The sequence below is a fragment of the Streptomyces sp. NPDC048521 genome, assembly GCF_043199855.1.
Classification (GTDB): Bacteria; Actinomycetota; Actinomycetes; order Streptomycetales; family Streptomycetaceae; genus Streptomyces.
This window is the reverse complement of the sequence record NZ_JBICWR010000002.1, coordinates 281241-295096: the sequence shown is the minus strand read 5'-3', so window position 1 is coordinate 295096 and position 13856 is coordinate 281241. Positions and strand designations below refer to the sequence as shown.

Here is a 13856-nt window from a genome sequence, read left to right as displayed (position 1 = left end):
TGGGTCGCATGGTGCGCACCCCTCTCACTCCCGAAGAACGCGAACGCGGCGAGCGGCTCGGTCGGCTGCTGCGCGAGGCGCGCGGCGGCCGGAGCATGACCGAGGTCGCCGCAGTGGCCGGCGTGTCGGCCGAGACGCTGCGCAAGATCGAGACGGGGCGGGCGCCTACTCCGGCGTTCTTCACGGTGGCCGCGCTGGCCGGGGTGCTCGGCCTGTCGATGGACGAAGTCGCCGCGCGGTGTGCGCTGGTGGCCGTCTGAGACGCCGGAACGGGTGTCGCGGTGCGCGCAACGGCCGAGATCCCGCAATGAGCCGTCCGCACGCTGCCGGAAAACTGTGCGTAGCAGGGTCGTAACACGACTGGTGTTGCCTACGACCGGACTGCTGGCGGTCGGGCGGGAGCTGGGCGATGGCTGTGGATCGACTTCCCGGTCGGGTGCGGGAGTTCGCGAGCTACCTGGACGGCCTCATCGCGCGCCTCGACCCGGGCGGGGGCTGGTGCGCAGTCTTCTGGCAGCGCGACCCCGAGGGCATGCGGGCCTGCCTGGACGGGCGCGAGGTGCCGCCGTGGGACGTCGTGGAGGCGCTGCTGGAGGACCTCGGTGCGGCGTACGGCCCCGCCGCCGCGGCGGCCGAGCGGCAACGGGCCGGCACGCTGCACGCCACCGCGCTCACCGCGTACGACGCCCGGCCCGGCGCCCGGGAGGCCCTGGCCGACCGCCTCGACGTCATGCTCCGCGAGCAGCGGTACGCCGCCGAACGGCAGGCCGAACTGAACCGCCTGCTGGCGGCACCGGCCACCCCCGAGGAGGCCGAGTCCCTCCGCCTGGACCTCGCCTGGGCCCACGACGACCACGAGCGCGCCACCGCCCGCTGCGCCGAACTCCGGTCCCGGATGGCGCAGCTGGACCGCCGTGCGGCACCCGGCCGACTCGAGCCGGAGGGAGGTCGGCACGGGCTGGAGCGTGGTGCTGAGCCGGGAGCCCTGTGGGCGGGCGAGGGGCACGCCGTGGTGGGGGAGGCGTCGACAGGCCCGACGGCGCCCTTCCGGCACACCGGCCCGGCCGCTGCCCACCGCGCAGGGGGACCCGCCCCCGAACAGACCTCCTGGCCCACCGGGCCGGCGCGTCACTCCGGGCCGGCGCCTCACGCCGGGCCCGCCGCTGCCGGTCTCGGTGGCCCTGGGCCGTCCTCCCCGCCCGGTGTTGCCGCTGCCCTCGGTCCTGCCGGGCAGTCCGCCGCGCCCGTGACCGCCACGGGACCTGGTTCCGTCGGGCCGTCCGTCCCGCCTGCTGTCTCCGCTGTCCTCGGCCTGGCCGGGGAAGCCGCCGGACCTGCTGCCGGACCTGGTTCCGCCGGGCCCGCTGCCGGACCTGGTTCCGCCGGGCCGTCCGTCCCGCCCCCGGCTGCCGCCCCCCCCGCCGGGATGCCGCCCGCTCCCAAGGCCCGCAAACGCCGGCGGGGGAGTGCCCGGTTCGCGGGGATGGCCGAGGAGGAGGGCGCTTCCGTGGCCGTACCGCAGGCGCCGGTGCCGGTCGTGCCGGAGTCCGCCGCTGGGCGCCCTACGCCGCGTGGGGCCCGGTTCGCCGGGGGCGCGTCGTCGGGTGAGCCGGTGCCGGTGCCCGTCGAGGCGGCGGACGACGGGGCGGGCGAGGTGGTCGACGGGGTCGTGGAGCGGCTGGTGCGGCTGCGGGGCGAAGGGCGCAGCGGAGAGGCGCACGTGCTGCTGGTGGAGGCCACGTGGTGGCCCGCCGCCCGCCTCCCGCTGCTCGCGGACGCCCTGCACCGGGCCGGGCTCGACGCCGACTGGACGACCCTGCTGTGGGAGGCCGCCGCGCTGCCCGCCGAGCGGCTGGTGGCCGCCGCCGACGCGCTGGCCGCGGCCGGGCGGGGCGCCGACGGGCAGCAGATGCTGCGGCAGGGCGTGGCGCGGCCGGCGGAGCAGATCGGCACGGCCGTGCTGCGGCTGGACGACGAGGGCCGCCGGCGTGACGTGCGGGCGCTGCTGGACGCCTATGTGCGCGTCCGGCCCCCGGAAGAGGCCGCCCGCAGCGTCGCCGCCGACCCGGACCGCCTCGTACCCCTGCTGCTGGAGGTCGCGCACGCCGTCTCCGACGAACGGTACTGGGACCTCGTACACGCCCTGCGGGTGGCGGGTCATGCACCGTGACCACCGGGGCGCCGGTGACGACGGTGACGCCCGCCGGGCCGGTCCCGGCGTTCTCGTCCCCTGTGCCAGGTCCACTCTCCGGCCCGCTCCTCGTGCGCCCCGGTCCACCCGCGCGCCCGCTCCTCCGCTCACCCACAGGAGTGTGAAACGTGATCGACACCGCGGGTTGACGACGATGGTCTTGGCAAGGGCCGTCCGGAGGCTTACTTTCGTCCCTCTACGGCCTGCTCTACGGGCGTAGAGGCTCTGACGTCGCTTCGAAGGAGCAGCTCATGGCCAACGTCGTCCGCGCCGCTCTGGTCCAGGCCACCTGGACCGGCGACACCGAGTCCATGGTGGCGAAACACGAGGAGCACGCCCGCGAGGCGGCCCGCCGGGGCGCGAAGATCATCGGATTCCAGGAAGTCTTCAACGCTCCGTACTTCTGCCAGGTACAGGAACCGGAGCACTACCGCTGGGCCGAACCGGTGCCCGACGGTCCGACCGTCCGCCGGATGCGGGAACTCGCGCGCGAGACCGGCATGGTGATCGTCGTCCCCGTCTTCGAGATCGAGCAGTCCGGCTTCTACTACAACACCGCCGCCGTGATCGACGCCGACGGCACCTACCTCGGCAAGTACCGCAAGCACCACATCCCGCAGGTGAAGGGTTTCTGGGAGAAGTACTACTTCAAACCCGGCAACCTCGGCTGGCCCGTCTTCGACACGGCCGTCGGCAAGGTCGGCGTGTACATCTGCTACGACCGGCACTTCCCGGAGGGCTGGCGGCAACTCGGGCTGAAGGGCGCCGAGTTGGTCTACAACCCGTCGGCCACGCACCGGGGGCTGTCCGCCCACCTCTGGCAGCTGGAGCAGCCCGCCGCCGCCGTCGCGAACGAGTACTTCATCGCCGCCATCAACCGGGTGGGGCAGGAGGAGTACGGCGACAACGACTTCTACGGCACGAGCTACTTCGTCGACCCGCGTGGACAGTTCGTCGGCGAGCCGGCCAGCGACAAGAGTGAAGAACTCCTCGTCCGCGACCTGGACTTCGACCTCATCGAGGAAGTGCGGCAGCAGTGGGCCTTCTACCGCGACCGCCGCCCCGACGCCTACGAAGGGCTGGTACAGCCGTGAACGACCTCTACTCCCGTCACCGGAGGGTCCTGCCCGACTGGCTCGCCCTCTACTACGACGACCCGCTGGAGATCACCCACGGCGAGGGACGGCACGTCTGGGACTCCGCCGGAAACAAGTACCTGGACTTCTTCGGCGGCATCCTGACGACGATGACCGCGCACGCGCTGCCCGAGGTGACCAAGGCGGTCAGCGAGCAGGCCGGCCGGATCATCCACTCCTCGACCCTCTACCTCAACCGGCCGATGGTCGAACTCGCCGAGCGCGTAGCCCACGTGAGCGGCATCCCGGACGCCCGGGTGTTCTTCACCACCTCCGGCACCGAGGCCAACGACACCGCCCTGCTGCTGGCCACCACCTACCGGCGCAGCAACACCGTCCTGGCCATGCGCAACAGCTACCACGGCCGCTCCTTCAGCACGGTCGGCGTCACCGGCAACCGCGGCTGGTCCCCGACCTCCCTGTCCCCGCTGCAGACCCTGTACGTCCACGGCGGCGTCCGCACCCGGGGCCCGTACGCCGGACTCGACGACCGCGCGTTCATCGACGCCTGTGTCGCCGACCTGAAGGACATCCTCGGTCACACCCGGCCGCCGGCCGCGCTGATCGCCGAACCCATCCAGGGCGTCGGCGGCTTCACCTCTCCGCCCGACGGTCTCTACGCCGCCTTCCGCGAGGTGCTGAAGGAGCACGGCATCCTGTGGATCGCCGACGAGGTGCAGACCGGCTGGGGCCGCACCGGCGAGCACTTCTGGGGCTGGCAGGCACACGCCCGCAGCGGCCCCCCGGACCTCGTCACGTTCGCCAAGGGCATCGGCAACGGCATGTCCATCGGCGGGGTGATCGCCCGCGCCGAGATCATGAACTGCCTGGACGCCAACAGCATCTCGACCTTCGGCGGCACCCAGATCACCATGGCCGCGGGCCTCGCCAACCTCACGTACCTGCTCGAACACGACCTGCAGGGCAACGCCCGACGGGTCGGCGGACTGCTCATCGAGCGGCTGCGCGCCGTCGCCGCCCAGCTGCCCGGCGTACGCGAAGTGCGCGGGCGGGGGCTGATGATCGGCATCGAGCTGGTGAGACCGGGGACCGACGAGGCCGATCCGCAGGCGGCCGCCGCCGTGCTGGAGGCGGCCCGCGAGGGCGGACTGCTCATCGGCAAGGGCGGCGGCCACAACACCAGCGCCCTGCGCATCGCACCCCCGCTGTCGCTCACCGTCGCGGAGGCCGAGGAGGGCGCCGCCATCCTCGAGGACGCGCTGAGGAGTTCGTACTGACACCACCCGAGCCAGCACCAGCCGAGCAAGGGACACGGCCATGACCGCCATCTCGACCGCCACGTGGCAGCCGCTTGAACCCGCGCTCTCCGTCCGGCAGGTGCTCACCCTGGAACGGGTGCTCGCCGGAGAGCCCGAGGTGGTGGCCGGGGCCGGACAGCTGGACCGGCCGGTGCGCTGGGTGCACGTCGCCGAGGCCGCCGACGTCGGCGTGATGCTCAGCGGCGGCGAGATGGTGCTCACCACCGGGGTGCTCCTCGCCGGGGACGAGGCCAAGCAGGCCGAGTACATCCAGTCCCTGCACCGGGCCGAGGCCGCTGCCGTCGTGCTCGGCCTCGGCCGGGCCTTCCCCGCGCCGCCTGAGGTGATGCGCCGGGCCGCCGAGCGGTGCGGGCTCCCCCTGGTCGTCCTGCACCGGCCCTTCCCCTTCGCCGAGCTGACGGAGGAGGTGCAATGCCGGCTGGTGCGGCGCAAGTTCGCCGCCGTCAGCCTGTCGGAGACCGTGCGGACCGCCCTCACCGGGCTGATCACGGCCGGTGCCCCGCTGCAACGGCTGCTGGACGAGGTCGCCCAGCACAGCGGCTGCCCGGTCGTCGTCACCAACCTCGCCCACCGCGTCCTCGCCACCGCGGGGGAGCGGCCGGCGGTGGACGACGTGCTGCGCGACTGGGAGCGCATCGCCCGGCAGGCCGGTGGCGGCGCGGCCGACGGCTGGATCCCCGCCGAGCTGGGCGGGCGCGGGGAGCGGTGGGGCCGGCTGCTGCTGTGCGGCTACCGGGGCGACGCCGCCACCGGGCGGCTGCTCGCCGACCGTGCTGCCGAGGCGCTGGTCCTGCACCGCATGCTCGGCGGCGGCTCCGGGCACACCTGGGAGGAGCAGTCCGCCCAGAGCCTGCTGACCGACCTGATCTCCGGCGTCGTACCGGCCCGGCAACTGCTGCCGCGGGCGCGGGCGGCCGGGCTGCCGGTCAACCGGCGGACCTTCGTCCCGCTCGTCGTGCCCGGCGCGGACCCGGCCCCACTCGGGCGTGTCCTGCGGATGCTGGGGCTGCCCGGGCTGGTCGCGCAGTCGGCCGGCGGAACCACCGCGGTTGTGCTCAGCCTTCCCCGCGACCAGCACGCCGAGGCGCTGACCGCGCACTTCGCGGCCCGGCTGCGCACCGAGACCGGAGCGCCGGCCACGGTGGTCGCCGCCGCCGATCCCCGCACCGACTGGGAGGACGTACCGGCCGGGCTGCGCGAGGCCCGGCATGTCGCCGACGCCGTCGCCGACTCCTCCGCCGTCCTGGACCTGCCGGCCGTCGTACGGCTCAAGGACGTGCATCTGCGCGGGCTGATCCGGCTGCTGCGCGACGACCCGCAGGTGCAGTCCTTCGCCGAGCGGGAGCTGGACGGGCTGCTGTGCGACGCCGAACCGGAGTTGCTGAACGTCCTGCGCACCTATCTCGCGACCGGCCGCAACAAGTCCCGCACCGCCCAGCTCCACCATGTCTCCCGGCCCGCCCTCTACCGCCGCCTGGAGGCCATACAGGCCCGCCTCGGCGTCGACCTGGACGACTTCGAACAGGCGGCCTCCGTACACATCGCGCTCCTCGCGCATGACGCGCAACAGGGGTGAAACATGCGACGACCTGGGAATACGGCGGTGAAACATGGGCCCACGCACACGTGACACGGTGGCACGCCCACGGCCCGCAGACGTGACACGCTGCCACTCAAACGGCCCCTTCGGGCTTTCTAGGCTCACGGCACACCGAGCTACCGGAGGTCCCGATGAGCCGAGTGATCCGTGCCGCCCTCTTCCAGACCGCCTGGACCGGCGACAAGGAATCCATGATCCAGGTCCACGAGCAGGCGGCCCGCGACGCAGCGGCGCAGGGCGCACAAGTCCTCTGCTTCCAGGAGCTGTTCTACGGCCCCTACTTCTGCCAGGTCCAGGACAAGGCGTTCTACGAGTACGCCGAACGCGTCCCCGAGGGCCCGACCGTCCGGCGCTTCCAGGCCCTCGCCCGCGAGCTGGGCATCGTCCTGGTCCTGCCGATGTACGAGGAGGAGCAGCCGGGCGTCCTGTACAACACCGCCGCGGTGATCGACGCGGACGGCTCCTACCTGGGCAAGTACCGCAAGACCCACATCCCCCAAGTACAGGGATTCTGGGAGAAGTTCTACTTCCGCCCGGGCAACAGCGGCTGGCCCGTCTTCGACACCGCCGTGGGCAGGATCGGCGTCTACATCTGCTACGACCGCCACTTCCCCGAGGGCTGGCGGGCACTCGGCCTCGCCGGAGCCGAGATCGTCTTCAACCCCTCGGCCACCTCGCGCGGCCTGTCCCGCTACCTGTGGCAGCTCGAGCAGCCGGCGGCGGCCGTCGCCAACGAGTACTTCGTCGGCGCGATCAACCGGGTCGGCGTGGAGGACCTGGGCGACAACGACTTCTACGGCACCACCTACTTCGTGGACCCGGAGGCCCAGTTCGTCGGCGAGGTGGCGAGCGACAAGGAGACCGAACTCGTCGTCCGCGACCTCGACCTGGCCAAGCTCCGAGAGGTCCGCGACCGCTGGCAGTTCTACCGCGACCGGGCGCCGGGGGCGTACGGGCCGCTGACGGCACCGTAGAGACGCCGGTGCGGGCAGTGCCCCGAAGGGGGCGCGGGGAACTGCGCGACCAGCCACAGACGACCCGCAGGTGACCACGAAAGAGAGGCACCCCATGACCACGCGCACCGTCATCCGCGGTGGCCTAGTCATCACCGCGTCCGACGAGATCCACGCCGACGTCCTCATCGAGGACTCCCGTATCGTCGCCCTCGCCGCGCCCGACTCACAGAACTGGAGCGCGGACCGCACGATCGACGCCACCGGCAAGTACGTCATCCCGGGCGGCGTCGACGCCCACACCCACATGGAGCTGCCGTTCGGCGGCACCTCCGCCTCGGACACCTTCGAGACCGGCACCCGCGCGGCCGCCTGGGGCGGCACGACGACGATCGTCGACTTTGCGGTGCAGAGCGTCGGCCACACCCTGCGCGAGGGCCTGGACGCCTGGCACGCCAAGGCCGAGGGCAACTGCGCGATCGACTACGCCTTCCACATGATCGTCTCCGACGTCAACCAGGAGACGCTGAAGGAGATGGACCTGCTGGTCGAAGAGGGCGTCACGTCGTTCAAGCAGTTCATGGCCTATCCCGGAGTCTTCTACTCCGACGACGGCCAGATCCTGCGCGCCATGCAGCGCTCCGCCGAGAACGGCGGCCTGATCATGATGCACGCCGAGAACGGCATCGCGATCGACGTCCTGGTCGAGCAGGCGCTGGCCCGCGGGGAGACCGATCCCCGCTACCACGGAGAGGTCCGCAAGGCCCTGCTGGAGGCCGAGGCCACGCACCGCGCCATCCGGCTCGCCCAGGTCGCCGGCGCCCCCCTGTACGTCGTGCACGTCTCGGCCATGGAGGCGGTGGCCGAGCTGGCCCGGGCGCGCGACGAGGGGCTGAACGTCTTCGGCGAGACCTGCCCGCAGTACCTGTTCCTGTCCACCGACAACCTCGCCGAGCCCGACTTCGAGGGCGCCAAGTACGTGTGCAGCACGCCCCTGAGGCCGCGCGACCACCAGGCCAGGCTGTGGCAGGGGCTCAGGACGAACGACCTGCAAGTGGTCTCCACCGACCACTGTCCCTTCTGCTTCGTCGGCCAGAAGGAACTGGGCCGCGGCGACTTCTCCAAGATCCCCAACGGTCTTCCGGGTGTCGAGAACCGCATGGACCTGCTCCACCAGGCCGTCGTGGACGGGCACATCTCCCGCCGCCGCTGGATCGAGATCGCCTGCGCCACCCCGGCCCGGATGTTCGGCCTCTACCCGAAGAAGGGCACCATCGCCCCGGGCGCCGACGCGGACGTCGTCATCTACGACCCGCACGCCGAGCAAGTGATGTCCGCCGAGACGCACCACATGAACGTCGACTACTCGGCCTACGAGGGCAAGCGCGTCACCGGCCGGGTCGAGACCGTGCTCTCGCGCGGCGAGCCCGTCATCGACCAGCGGGAGTACACCGGACGCGCCGGCCACGGCGTCTACACCCCGCGCTCCACCTGTCAGTACCTCAACTAGGAGTGGCGCCCATGGACTTCGGACTCGTCCTACAGACCGATCCGCCGGCCTCCCGGGTCGTCAGCCTGATGAAGCGGGCCGAGCGCAACGGCTTCCGCTACGGCTGGACCTTCGACTCCGCCGTGCTGTGGCAGGAACCGTTCGTGATCTACAGCCAAATCCTGGCGAACACCCAGAAGCTGAAGGTCGGCACGATGGTCACCAACCCGGGCACCCGCACCTGGGAGGTCACCGCCTCCACCTTCGCCACCCTCAACGACATGTTCGGCAACCGCACCGTCTGCGGCATCGGCCGCGGCGACTCCGCGATGCGCGTCGCGGGCCGCAAACCCAACACCCTCGCCCGCATCAGCGAGGCCATGAAGGTCATCCGCGCCCTCGGCCGCGGCGAGGAGGCCGACCTCGGCGGCACGAAGATCCGCTTCCCATGGATCAAGGAGGGCGCCGAACTGCCCGTCTGGATGGCCGCCTACGGCCCGAAGGCGCTGAAGATGACCGGTGAGGAGGCCGACGGGTTCATCCTCCAGCTCGCCGACCTGTATCTGACCGAGTACATGGTGAAGGCCGTCAAGGACGCGGCCGTCGCCGCCGGCCGCGACCCGTCCGAGGTCACGATCTGCGTGGCCGCCCCCGCGTACGTCACCGAGGACGACTCGCCCGAGGCCCTCGCCCACGCCCGCGAGCAGTGCCGCTGGTTCGGCGGCATGGTCGGCAACCACGTCGCCGACCTGGTCGGCAAGTACGGCGAGCACTCGGCCCAGGTCCCCCAGGAACTCACCGACTACATCAAGGCACGGCAGGGCTACGACTACGCCCACCACGGACGCAGCGGCAACCCCGACACCCAGTTCGTGCCCGACGAGATCGTGGACCGGTTCTGCGTCATCGGCCCCGCCGAGAAGCACATCGAGAAACTGAACGCGCTCCGCGCCCTGGGCGTCGACCAGTTCGCGGTGTACGACATGCACGACGCACAGGAAGCCACGATCGACGCCTACGGCCTCCGGATCATCCCCGCGCTCCGTCCCTGACCCCCGTTCCCCGAGTACGAGTCCCCCCACGCCCCTCTTGGTCTCCCCTCCCCGCCGTCCCGGGGAGGGGGCTGGTGCCCGCACGGCCTTTCCCGACCCACCTCTCCCCGATTGGCCAGCCCATGACCGACACCGCTCCCACGGCCATACCGCCGTCCGGCCACGTCACCCTCCCCGACGGGCGCGTGGAACTCGCCCCCGGCACGCCACCGCCCAGCGGCCCCTACGCCAACGAGGACCTGCTCCCGGTCCCCGCGGCCAGGCGCACGTGGACGACGTACAACTTCTCGGCCCTGTGGGTCGGCATGGCCCACAACACCGCTTCCTGGACCCTGGCCTCCGGCCTGATCGCGGTGGGCATGGACTGGAAACAGGCCGTGTTCACCATCGCGCTGGCCAACCTGATCGTGCTGGTGCCGATGCTGCTGACCGGGCACGCCGGACCCAAGTACGGCATCCCGTTCCCGGTCTTCGCCCGCGCCTCCTTCGGCGTGCGCGGCGCCAACCTGCCCGCCGTCGTCCGGGCGTTGGTGGCCTGCGGCTGGTTCGGCATCCAGACCTGGATCGGCGGCGAGGCCATCTACTTCCTCGCCGGCAAGCTGATCGGCGACAGCTGGTCCGGCGCCTCGCACATCGGCGGCTACGCCTGGACCATGTGGCTGTCCTTCGCGATCTTCTGGGCCCTGCAGGTCGCGATCATCTACCGGGGCATGGAGACCATCCGCCGCTTCGAGAACTGGGCGGCGCCCTTCGTGATCGTCGGCGCGCTGGTGATGCTGTGGTGGATGAGCGGCAAGGCCGGCGGCGTGGGCCCGCTCTTCGACCAGCCGTCCAAGCTGGGCTGGGGCGGCGACTTCTGGAAACTGTTCTGGCCCTCCCTCATGGGCATGATCGGCTTCTGGTCCACCCTGTCGCTGAACATCCCCGACTTCACCCGGTACGGAAAGAGCCAGAAGGCACAGACCTGGGGCCAGGCCCTGGGCCTGCCCACCACGATGACCCTCTTCGCGTTCCTCTCCGTGCTCGTCACGTCCGGTTCGCAGGCGGTCTACGGCGAACCGGTCTGGGACCCGGTCCAGCTCGCCGCCAAGACGGACAACGTGGTCGGGCTGCTCTACGCGCTGGTCACCGTGCTGGTGGCCACCCTGTCCGTGAACATCGCGGCCAACCTGGTCTCCCCGGCGTTCGACTTCTCCAACGTCGCGCCACGGAAGGTGAGTTTCCGCACCGGCGCACTGATCACCGCCGTCCTCGCCGTGGTCATCTTCCCGTGGAAGCTGTACTCCGACCCGCAGGGCTACATCTTCACCTGGCTCGGCCTGGTCGGCGGTCTGCTCGGCACGGTCGCGGGCATCCTCGTCGCCGACTACTGGCTGCTGCGCCGTACCCGCCTCGACCTCGCCGACCTGTACCGCACGGGCGGCCGCTACTGGTACGCGGCCGGCTGGAACTGGCGGGCGGTCGTCGCCTTCCTGGCGGGCGGTGTCCTCGCGATCGGCGGCGCCGGCTTCAAGCCGCTGATCGACGGCCGCCCCATCCCGGCCCTGTCCGCGCTGGCCGACTACGGCTGGGCGGTGGGCCTCGGCACCTCCCTGGTGCTGTACCTGGCCCTGACGTACGCCACGGGCCGGGACCGGCTCGCGGTCTGACCGGCCGAACCGGTCCGCCGGTGGGGCGCATCGCCGGAAGGTGGTCGCCCCACCGCCACGGCCCGGCCGCGTCCGGAGCGGCTGCTTCGGGCGCAGCGAGGCCGGGATCACTCGGCGGGCGAACCGCCGGGCGTCGTCGACCGCGGCCACAGCCTCGGCCGGTCGAGTCGGCCCGGCCCGCGACCGTCGACGGCGGGACCGGGTGACCGAGGGCGGGCTTCCTCGTCCGCGGGATCGAGGAGGCACCCGGGCCGACGGCGGACCGGACACCGGACGGACGGGCTCAGCCCCGGCCGCCCTCCAGCGCGCCCACCGCGGCCTTCGCCGCCTTGATGGCCCCCTTGTTGATCTCGTCCGTGCTCGGGGCCTTCTTCGACTCGAAGTCGCTGCCGTTGTAGGTGACGATCACCAGGGCGTTGGAGATCCGGGCCAGTACCACGCCCTCACGGGTCTGCTGCTTGTCCTCCGTGGTGAGGTTCACGACGGAGTAGGCGGAGTCCCCGAGGCCCGGAACGGCCCCGCCACCGCTCTTCTCGCCGACCCGCTGCTGGTACTCCTGCCTCGCCTCCTGGTCCGACTCGCTGATCTCGAACGACACGTCGAGCCAGCGGTAGTCGTAGCCCTTGAGCGCGTTCCAGGAACACGTGCGGCGCAGCTTGGTGTCCGTCGACGGAATCTCCTTGCCGGCCGTCTTCGCCCCGGGCACCAGCGAGGTGACGGTGGCCACGGGCACGCTGGAGCAAGGTGCGGGCGCGGTGGCGTACGCCTTCGACGCGGAGGTGGACGACGGGGCGGAGGAGGAGGACTCGGCGGGCGTCTTCGTGGCCGCCGGCCGGTGTGCGGCGGCGGGCGGTGCGGCCGGGCCGGACGTCAGCGCCCAGCCGGCGCAGGCGAGGACCGCGACCGGGGACAGACGTGCGGTGAGGGCGAGCGGCAGAGGAAGAGAACGCACAGCGCACTTCTCGTGGGGGAGTGGGTGCGGAAGGGGTCCGCATGGTGGACGGGGACGACAGTGTCACATGACTGCCTGTGGGGCGGAAGGGAAAACTCGCTGCGTGCCCGACCGGTCACGGCAACGCGATCACGACGTGCCACTCTGCCCGTTATGTGCCTCCAGGCCGCGACGGGCGCCGACTTCGCCGGGTCAGGTGCGGACGGTGAACGCGGCGGCGGACCGGCCGACATCCCACGCCGCCGACGCGGGCACGACGGGTGCCGCGATCAGCCGCCGGACCTCGTCCCGCCCGGCAGCGCGGACCTCGCCGGGCGCGGGGGTCCATGAACTGCCCACGGTGGTCCCCCCGTTGACCCGCTGCCGCCGCACCGTCCACGCCCGCGACACGGCCCCTACGGCACCCTCGCCGTCCACTCCGGGGACGTGAACTTGGTCCGCGCCAGCTCCTCCGCCCGGGCCAGCTCCTCTTCGGTGACCTTGCCGTGCACCAGGCCGTACCGCGCGCGGAACGACTCGATCATCCGGTCGATGACCGCCTCGCGCGGCAGCCCCGTCTGCCGTCGCAGCGGATCGACCCTCTTCTTCGCGCTCCTGGTGCCCTTGTCGGAGAGCTTCTCGCGCCCGATCCGCAGCACCTCGACCATCTTGTCGGCGTCGATGTCGTACGACATGGTCACGTGATGCAGCACGGCCCCCGGTCCGCCGCCGGGGCCGACGATCCGCTTCTGCGCCGCGCCCGTGATCTTGCCCTGGTCGGTCGCGATGTCGTTCAGCGGCTGGTACCAGGCGCGGATGCCCATGTCGCCGAGGGCACCGAGCACCCAGTCGTCGAGGTAGGCGTAGCTGTCCTGGAAGGACAGGCCCTGCACCAGGGACTCGGGCACCGACAGCGAGTAGGTGATCGTGTTGCCGGGCTCCACGAACATCGCGCCGCCGCCGGAGATCCGCCGCACCACCTCGATGCCGTGCCGGGCGGCGCCCTCCGGGTCCACCTCGTTGCGCAGCGACTGGAAACTGCCGATGATCACCGACGGGGCGCCCCACTCCCACACCCGCAGCGTCGGTGGCCGCCGGCCCGCGGCCACCTCCGCGGTCAGCACCTCGTCCAGCGCCATGTGCAGGGCCGGCGGCTGCGGACCCTCGTGGATCAGCTGCCAGTCGTAGTCCGTCCAGTCCGTGGCGTGCGCCAGCGCCCGGCGCACCGCGATCCCCACGCCCTCCGAGGTCAGGCCGTACATCACGGTCCCGGCGGGCAGCGCCGCGTCGATCCGCGCGGCCAGCCCTGCCGCGTCCGTGTCCGCCGGGGCGCCCTCCAGCGCGCGGTTCACCGCGTCCAGCGCCTCGTCCGGCTCCAGGAAGAAGTCGCCCGCCACGCGCACGTGCCGCAGCACGCCGTCCTCCACGTCCACGTCCACGACGACGAGCTTGCCGCCGGGCACCTTGTACTCACCGTGCACTGCCTGGGCCTCCGTTCCTGCCGTACGAGACCAACGTGGGGCGGGGTCGGGGTGTTCCCGGGCGGCCGTCACCTCCGTACGATCGGCCGGGAGA

The 13856-nt window shown here is 72.0% G+C and carries 12 protein-coding genes; 9 read left to right on the top strand and 3 right to left on the bottom strand.

The genetic code is table 11. The annotated features are described in order from the left end of the window. Window positions 1-8: 8 nt before the first annotated feature. From ACGFRF_RS05710 to ACGFRF_RS05670, 9 genes are all read left to right on the top strand, one after another. Window positions 9-260 carry a helix-turn-helix domain-containing protein gene (locus ACGFRF_RS05710; RefSeq protein ID WP_393737333.1) on the top strand — a complete coding sequence of 84 codons (252 nt, stop codon included), beginning with the start codon at window positions 9-11 and terminating at the stop codon, window positions 258-260. A gap of 149 nt (window positions 261-409) precedes the next feature. Further along, window positions 410-2170: a hypothetical protein gene (locus ACGFRF_RS05705; protein ID WP_393737332.1), complete on the top strand. Its 1761-nt coding sequence runs from the start codon at window positions 410-412 to the stop codon at window positions 2168-2170. Between the two features lie 272 nt (window positions 2171-2442). Continuing rightward, window positions 2443-3285, top strand: coding sequence for a nitrilase-related carbon-nitrogen hydrolase (locus tag ACGFRF_RS05700; protein WP_393737331.1), 843 nt, complete (start codon window positions 2443-2445; stop codon window positions 3283-3285). Next, a complete protein-coding gene (locus tag ACGFRF_RS05695; protein ID WP_393737330.1) occupies window positions 3282-4565 on the top strand; it encodes an aspartate aminotransferase family protein in 1284 nt (427 codons plus the stop codon). Before ACGFRF_RS05700 ends, ACGFRF_RS05695 begins: the two co-directional genes overlap by 4 nt. Before the next feature lie 40 nt (window positions 4566-4605). Further along, the gene (locus tag ACGFRF_RS05690; RefSeq protein WP_393737329.1) at window positions 4606-6183 is read left to right on the top strand and encodes a PucR family transcriptional regulator; all 1578 of its coding nucleotides are present in this window, start codon (window positions 4606-4608) and stop codon (window positions 6181-6183) included. A 155-nt stretch (window positions 6184-6338) separates the two neighbouring features. After that, window positions 6339-7181, top strand: a complete 843-nt coding sequence (locus ACGFRF_RS05685; protein ID WP_393737328.1) for a nitrilase-related carbon-nitrogen hydrolase — start codon at window positions 6339-6341, stop codon at window positions 7179-7181. 94 nt (window positions 7182-7275) lie between these two features. Then, window positions 7276-8670: a dihydropyrimidinase gene (gene hydA / locus ACGFRF_RS05680; protein WP_393737327.1), complete on the top strand. Its 1395-nt coding sequence runs from the start codon at window positions 7276-7278 to the stop codon at window positions 8668-8670. An 11-nt stretch (window positions 8671-8681) separates the two neighbouring features. Next, window positions 8682-9701 carry a TIGR03842 family LLM class F420-dependent oxidoreductase gene (locus ACGFRF_RS05675; protein ID WP_393737326.1) on the top strand — a complete coding sequence of 340 codons (1020 nt, stop codon included), beginning with the start codon at window positions 8682-8684 and terminating at the stop codon, window positions 9699-9701. A 122-nt stretch (window positions 9702-9823) separates the two neighbouring features. Next, window positions 9824-11350 carry an NCS1 family nucleobase:cation symporter-1 gene (locus ACGFRF_RS05670; RefSeq protein ID WP_393737325.1) on the top strand — a complete coding sequence of 509 codons (1527 nt, stop codon included), beginning with the start codon at window positions 9824-9826 and terminating at the stop codon, window positions 11348-11350. A 283-nt stretch (window positions 11351-11633) separates the two neighbouring features. On the opposite strand, the gene ACGFRF_RS05665 is transcribed toward ACGFRF_RS05670, so the two are convergent. From ACGFRF_RS05665 to ACGFRF_RS05655, 3 genes are all read right to left on the bottom strand, one after another. Continuing rightward, window positions 11634-12302, bottom strand: coding sequence for a hypothetical protein (locus ACGFRF_RS05665; protein WP_393737324.1), 669 nt, complete (start codon window positions 12300-12302; stop codon window positions 11634-11636). Between the two features lie 192 nt (window positions 12303-12494). After that, on the bottom strand, window positions 12495-12641 hold the full coding sequence (locus ACGFRF_RS05660) for a hypothetical protein (protein WP_393737323.1): 147 nt from the start codon (window positions 12639-12641) through the stop codon (window positions 12495-12497). A 56-nt stretch (window positions 12642-12697) separates the two neighbouring features. Beyond that, window positions 12698-13762, bottom strand: coding sequence for a biotin/lipoate A/B protein ligase family protein (locus tag ACGFRF_RS05655; RefSeq protein WP_393737322.1), 1065 nt, complete (start codon window positions 13760-13762; stop codon window positions 12698-12700). Between the last annotated feature and the right edge of the window lie 94 nt (window positions 13763-13856).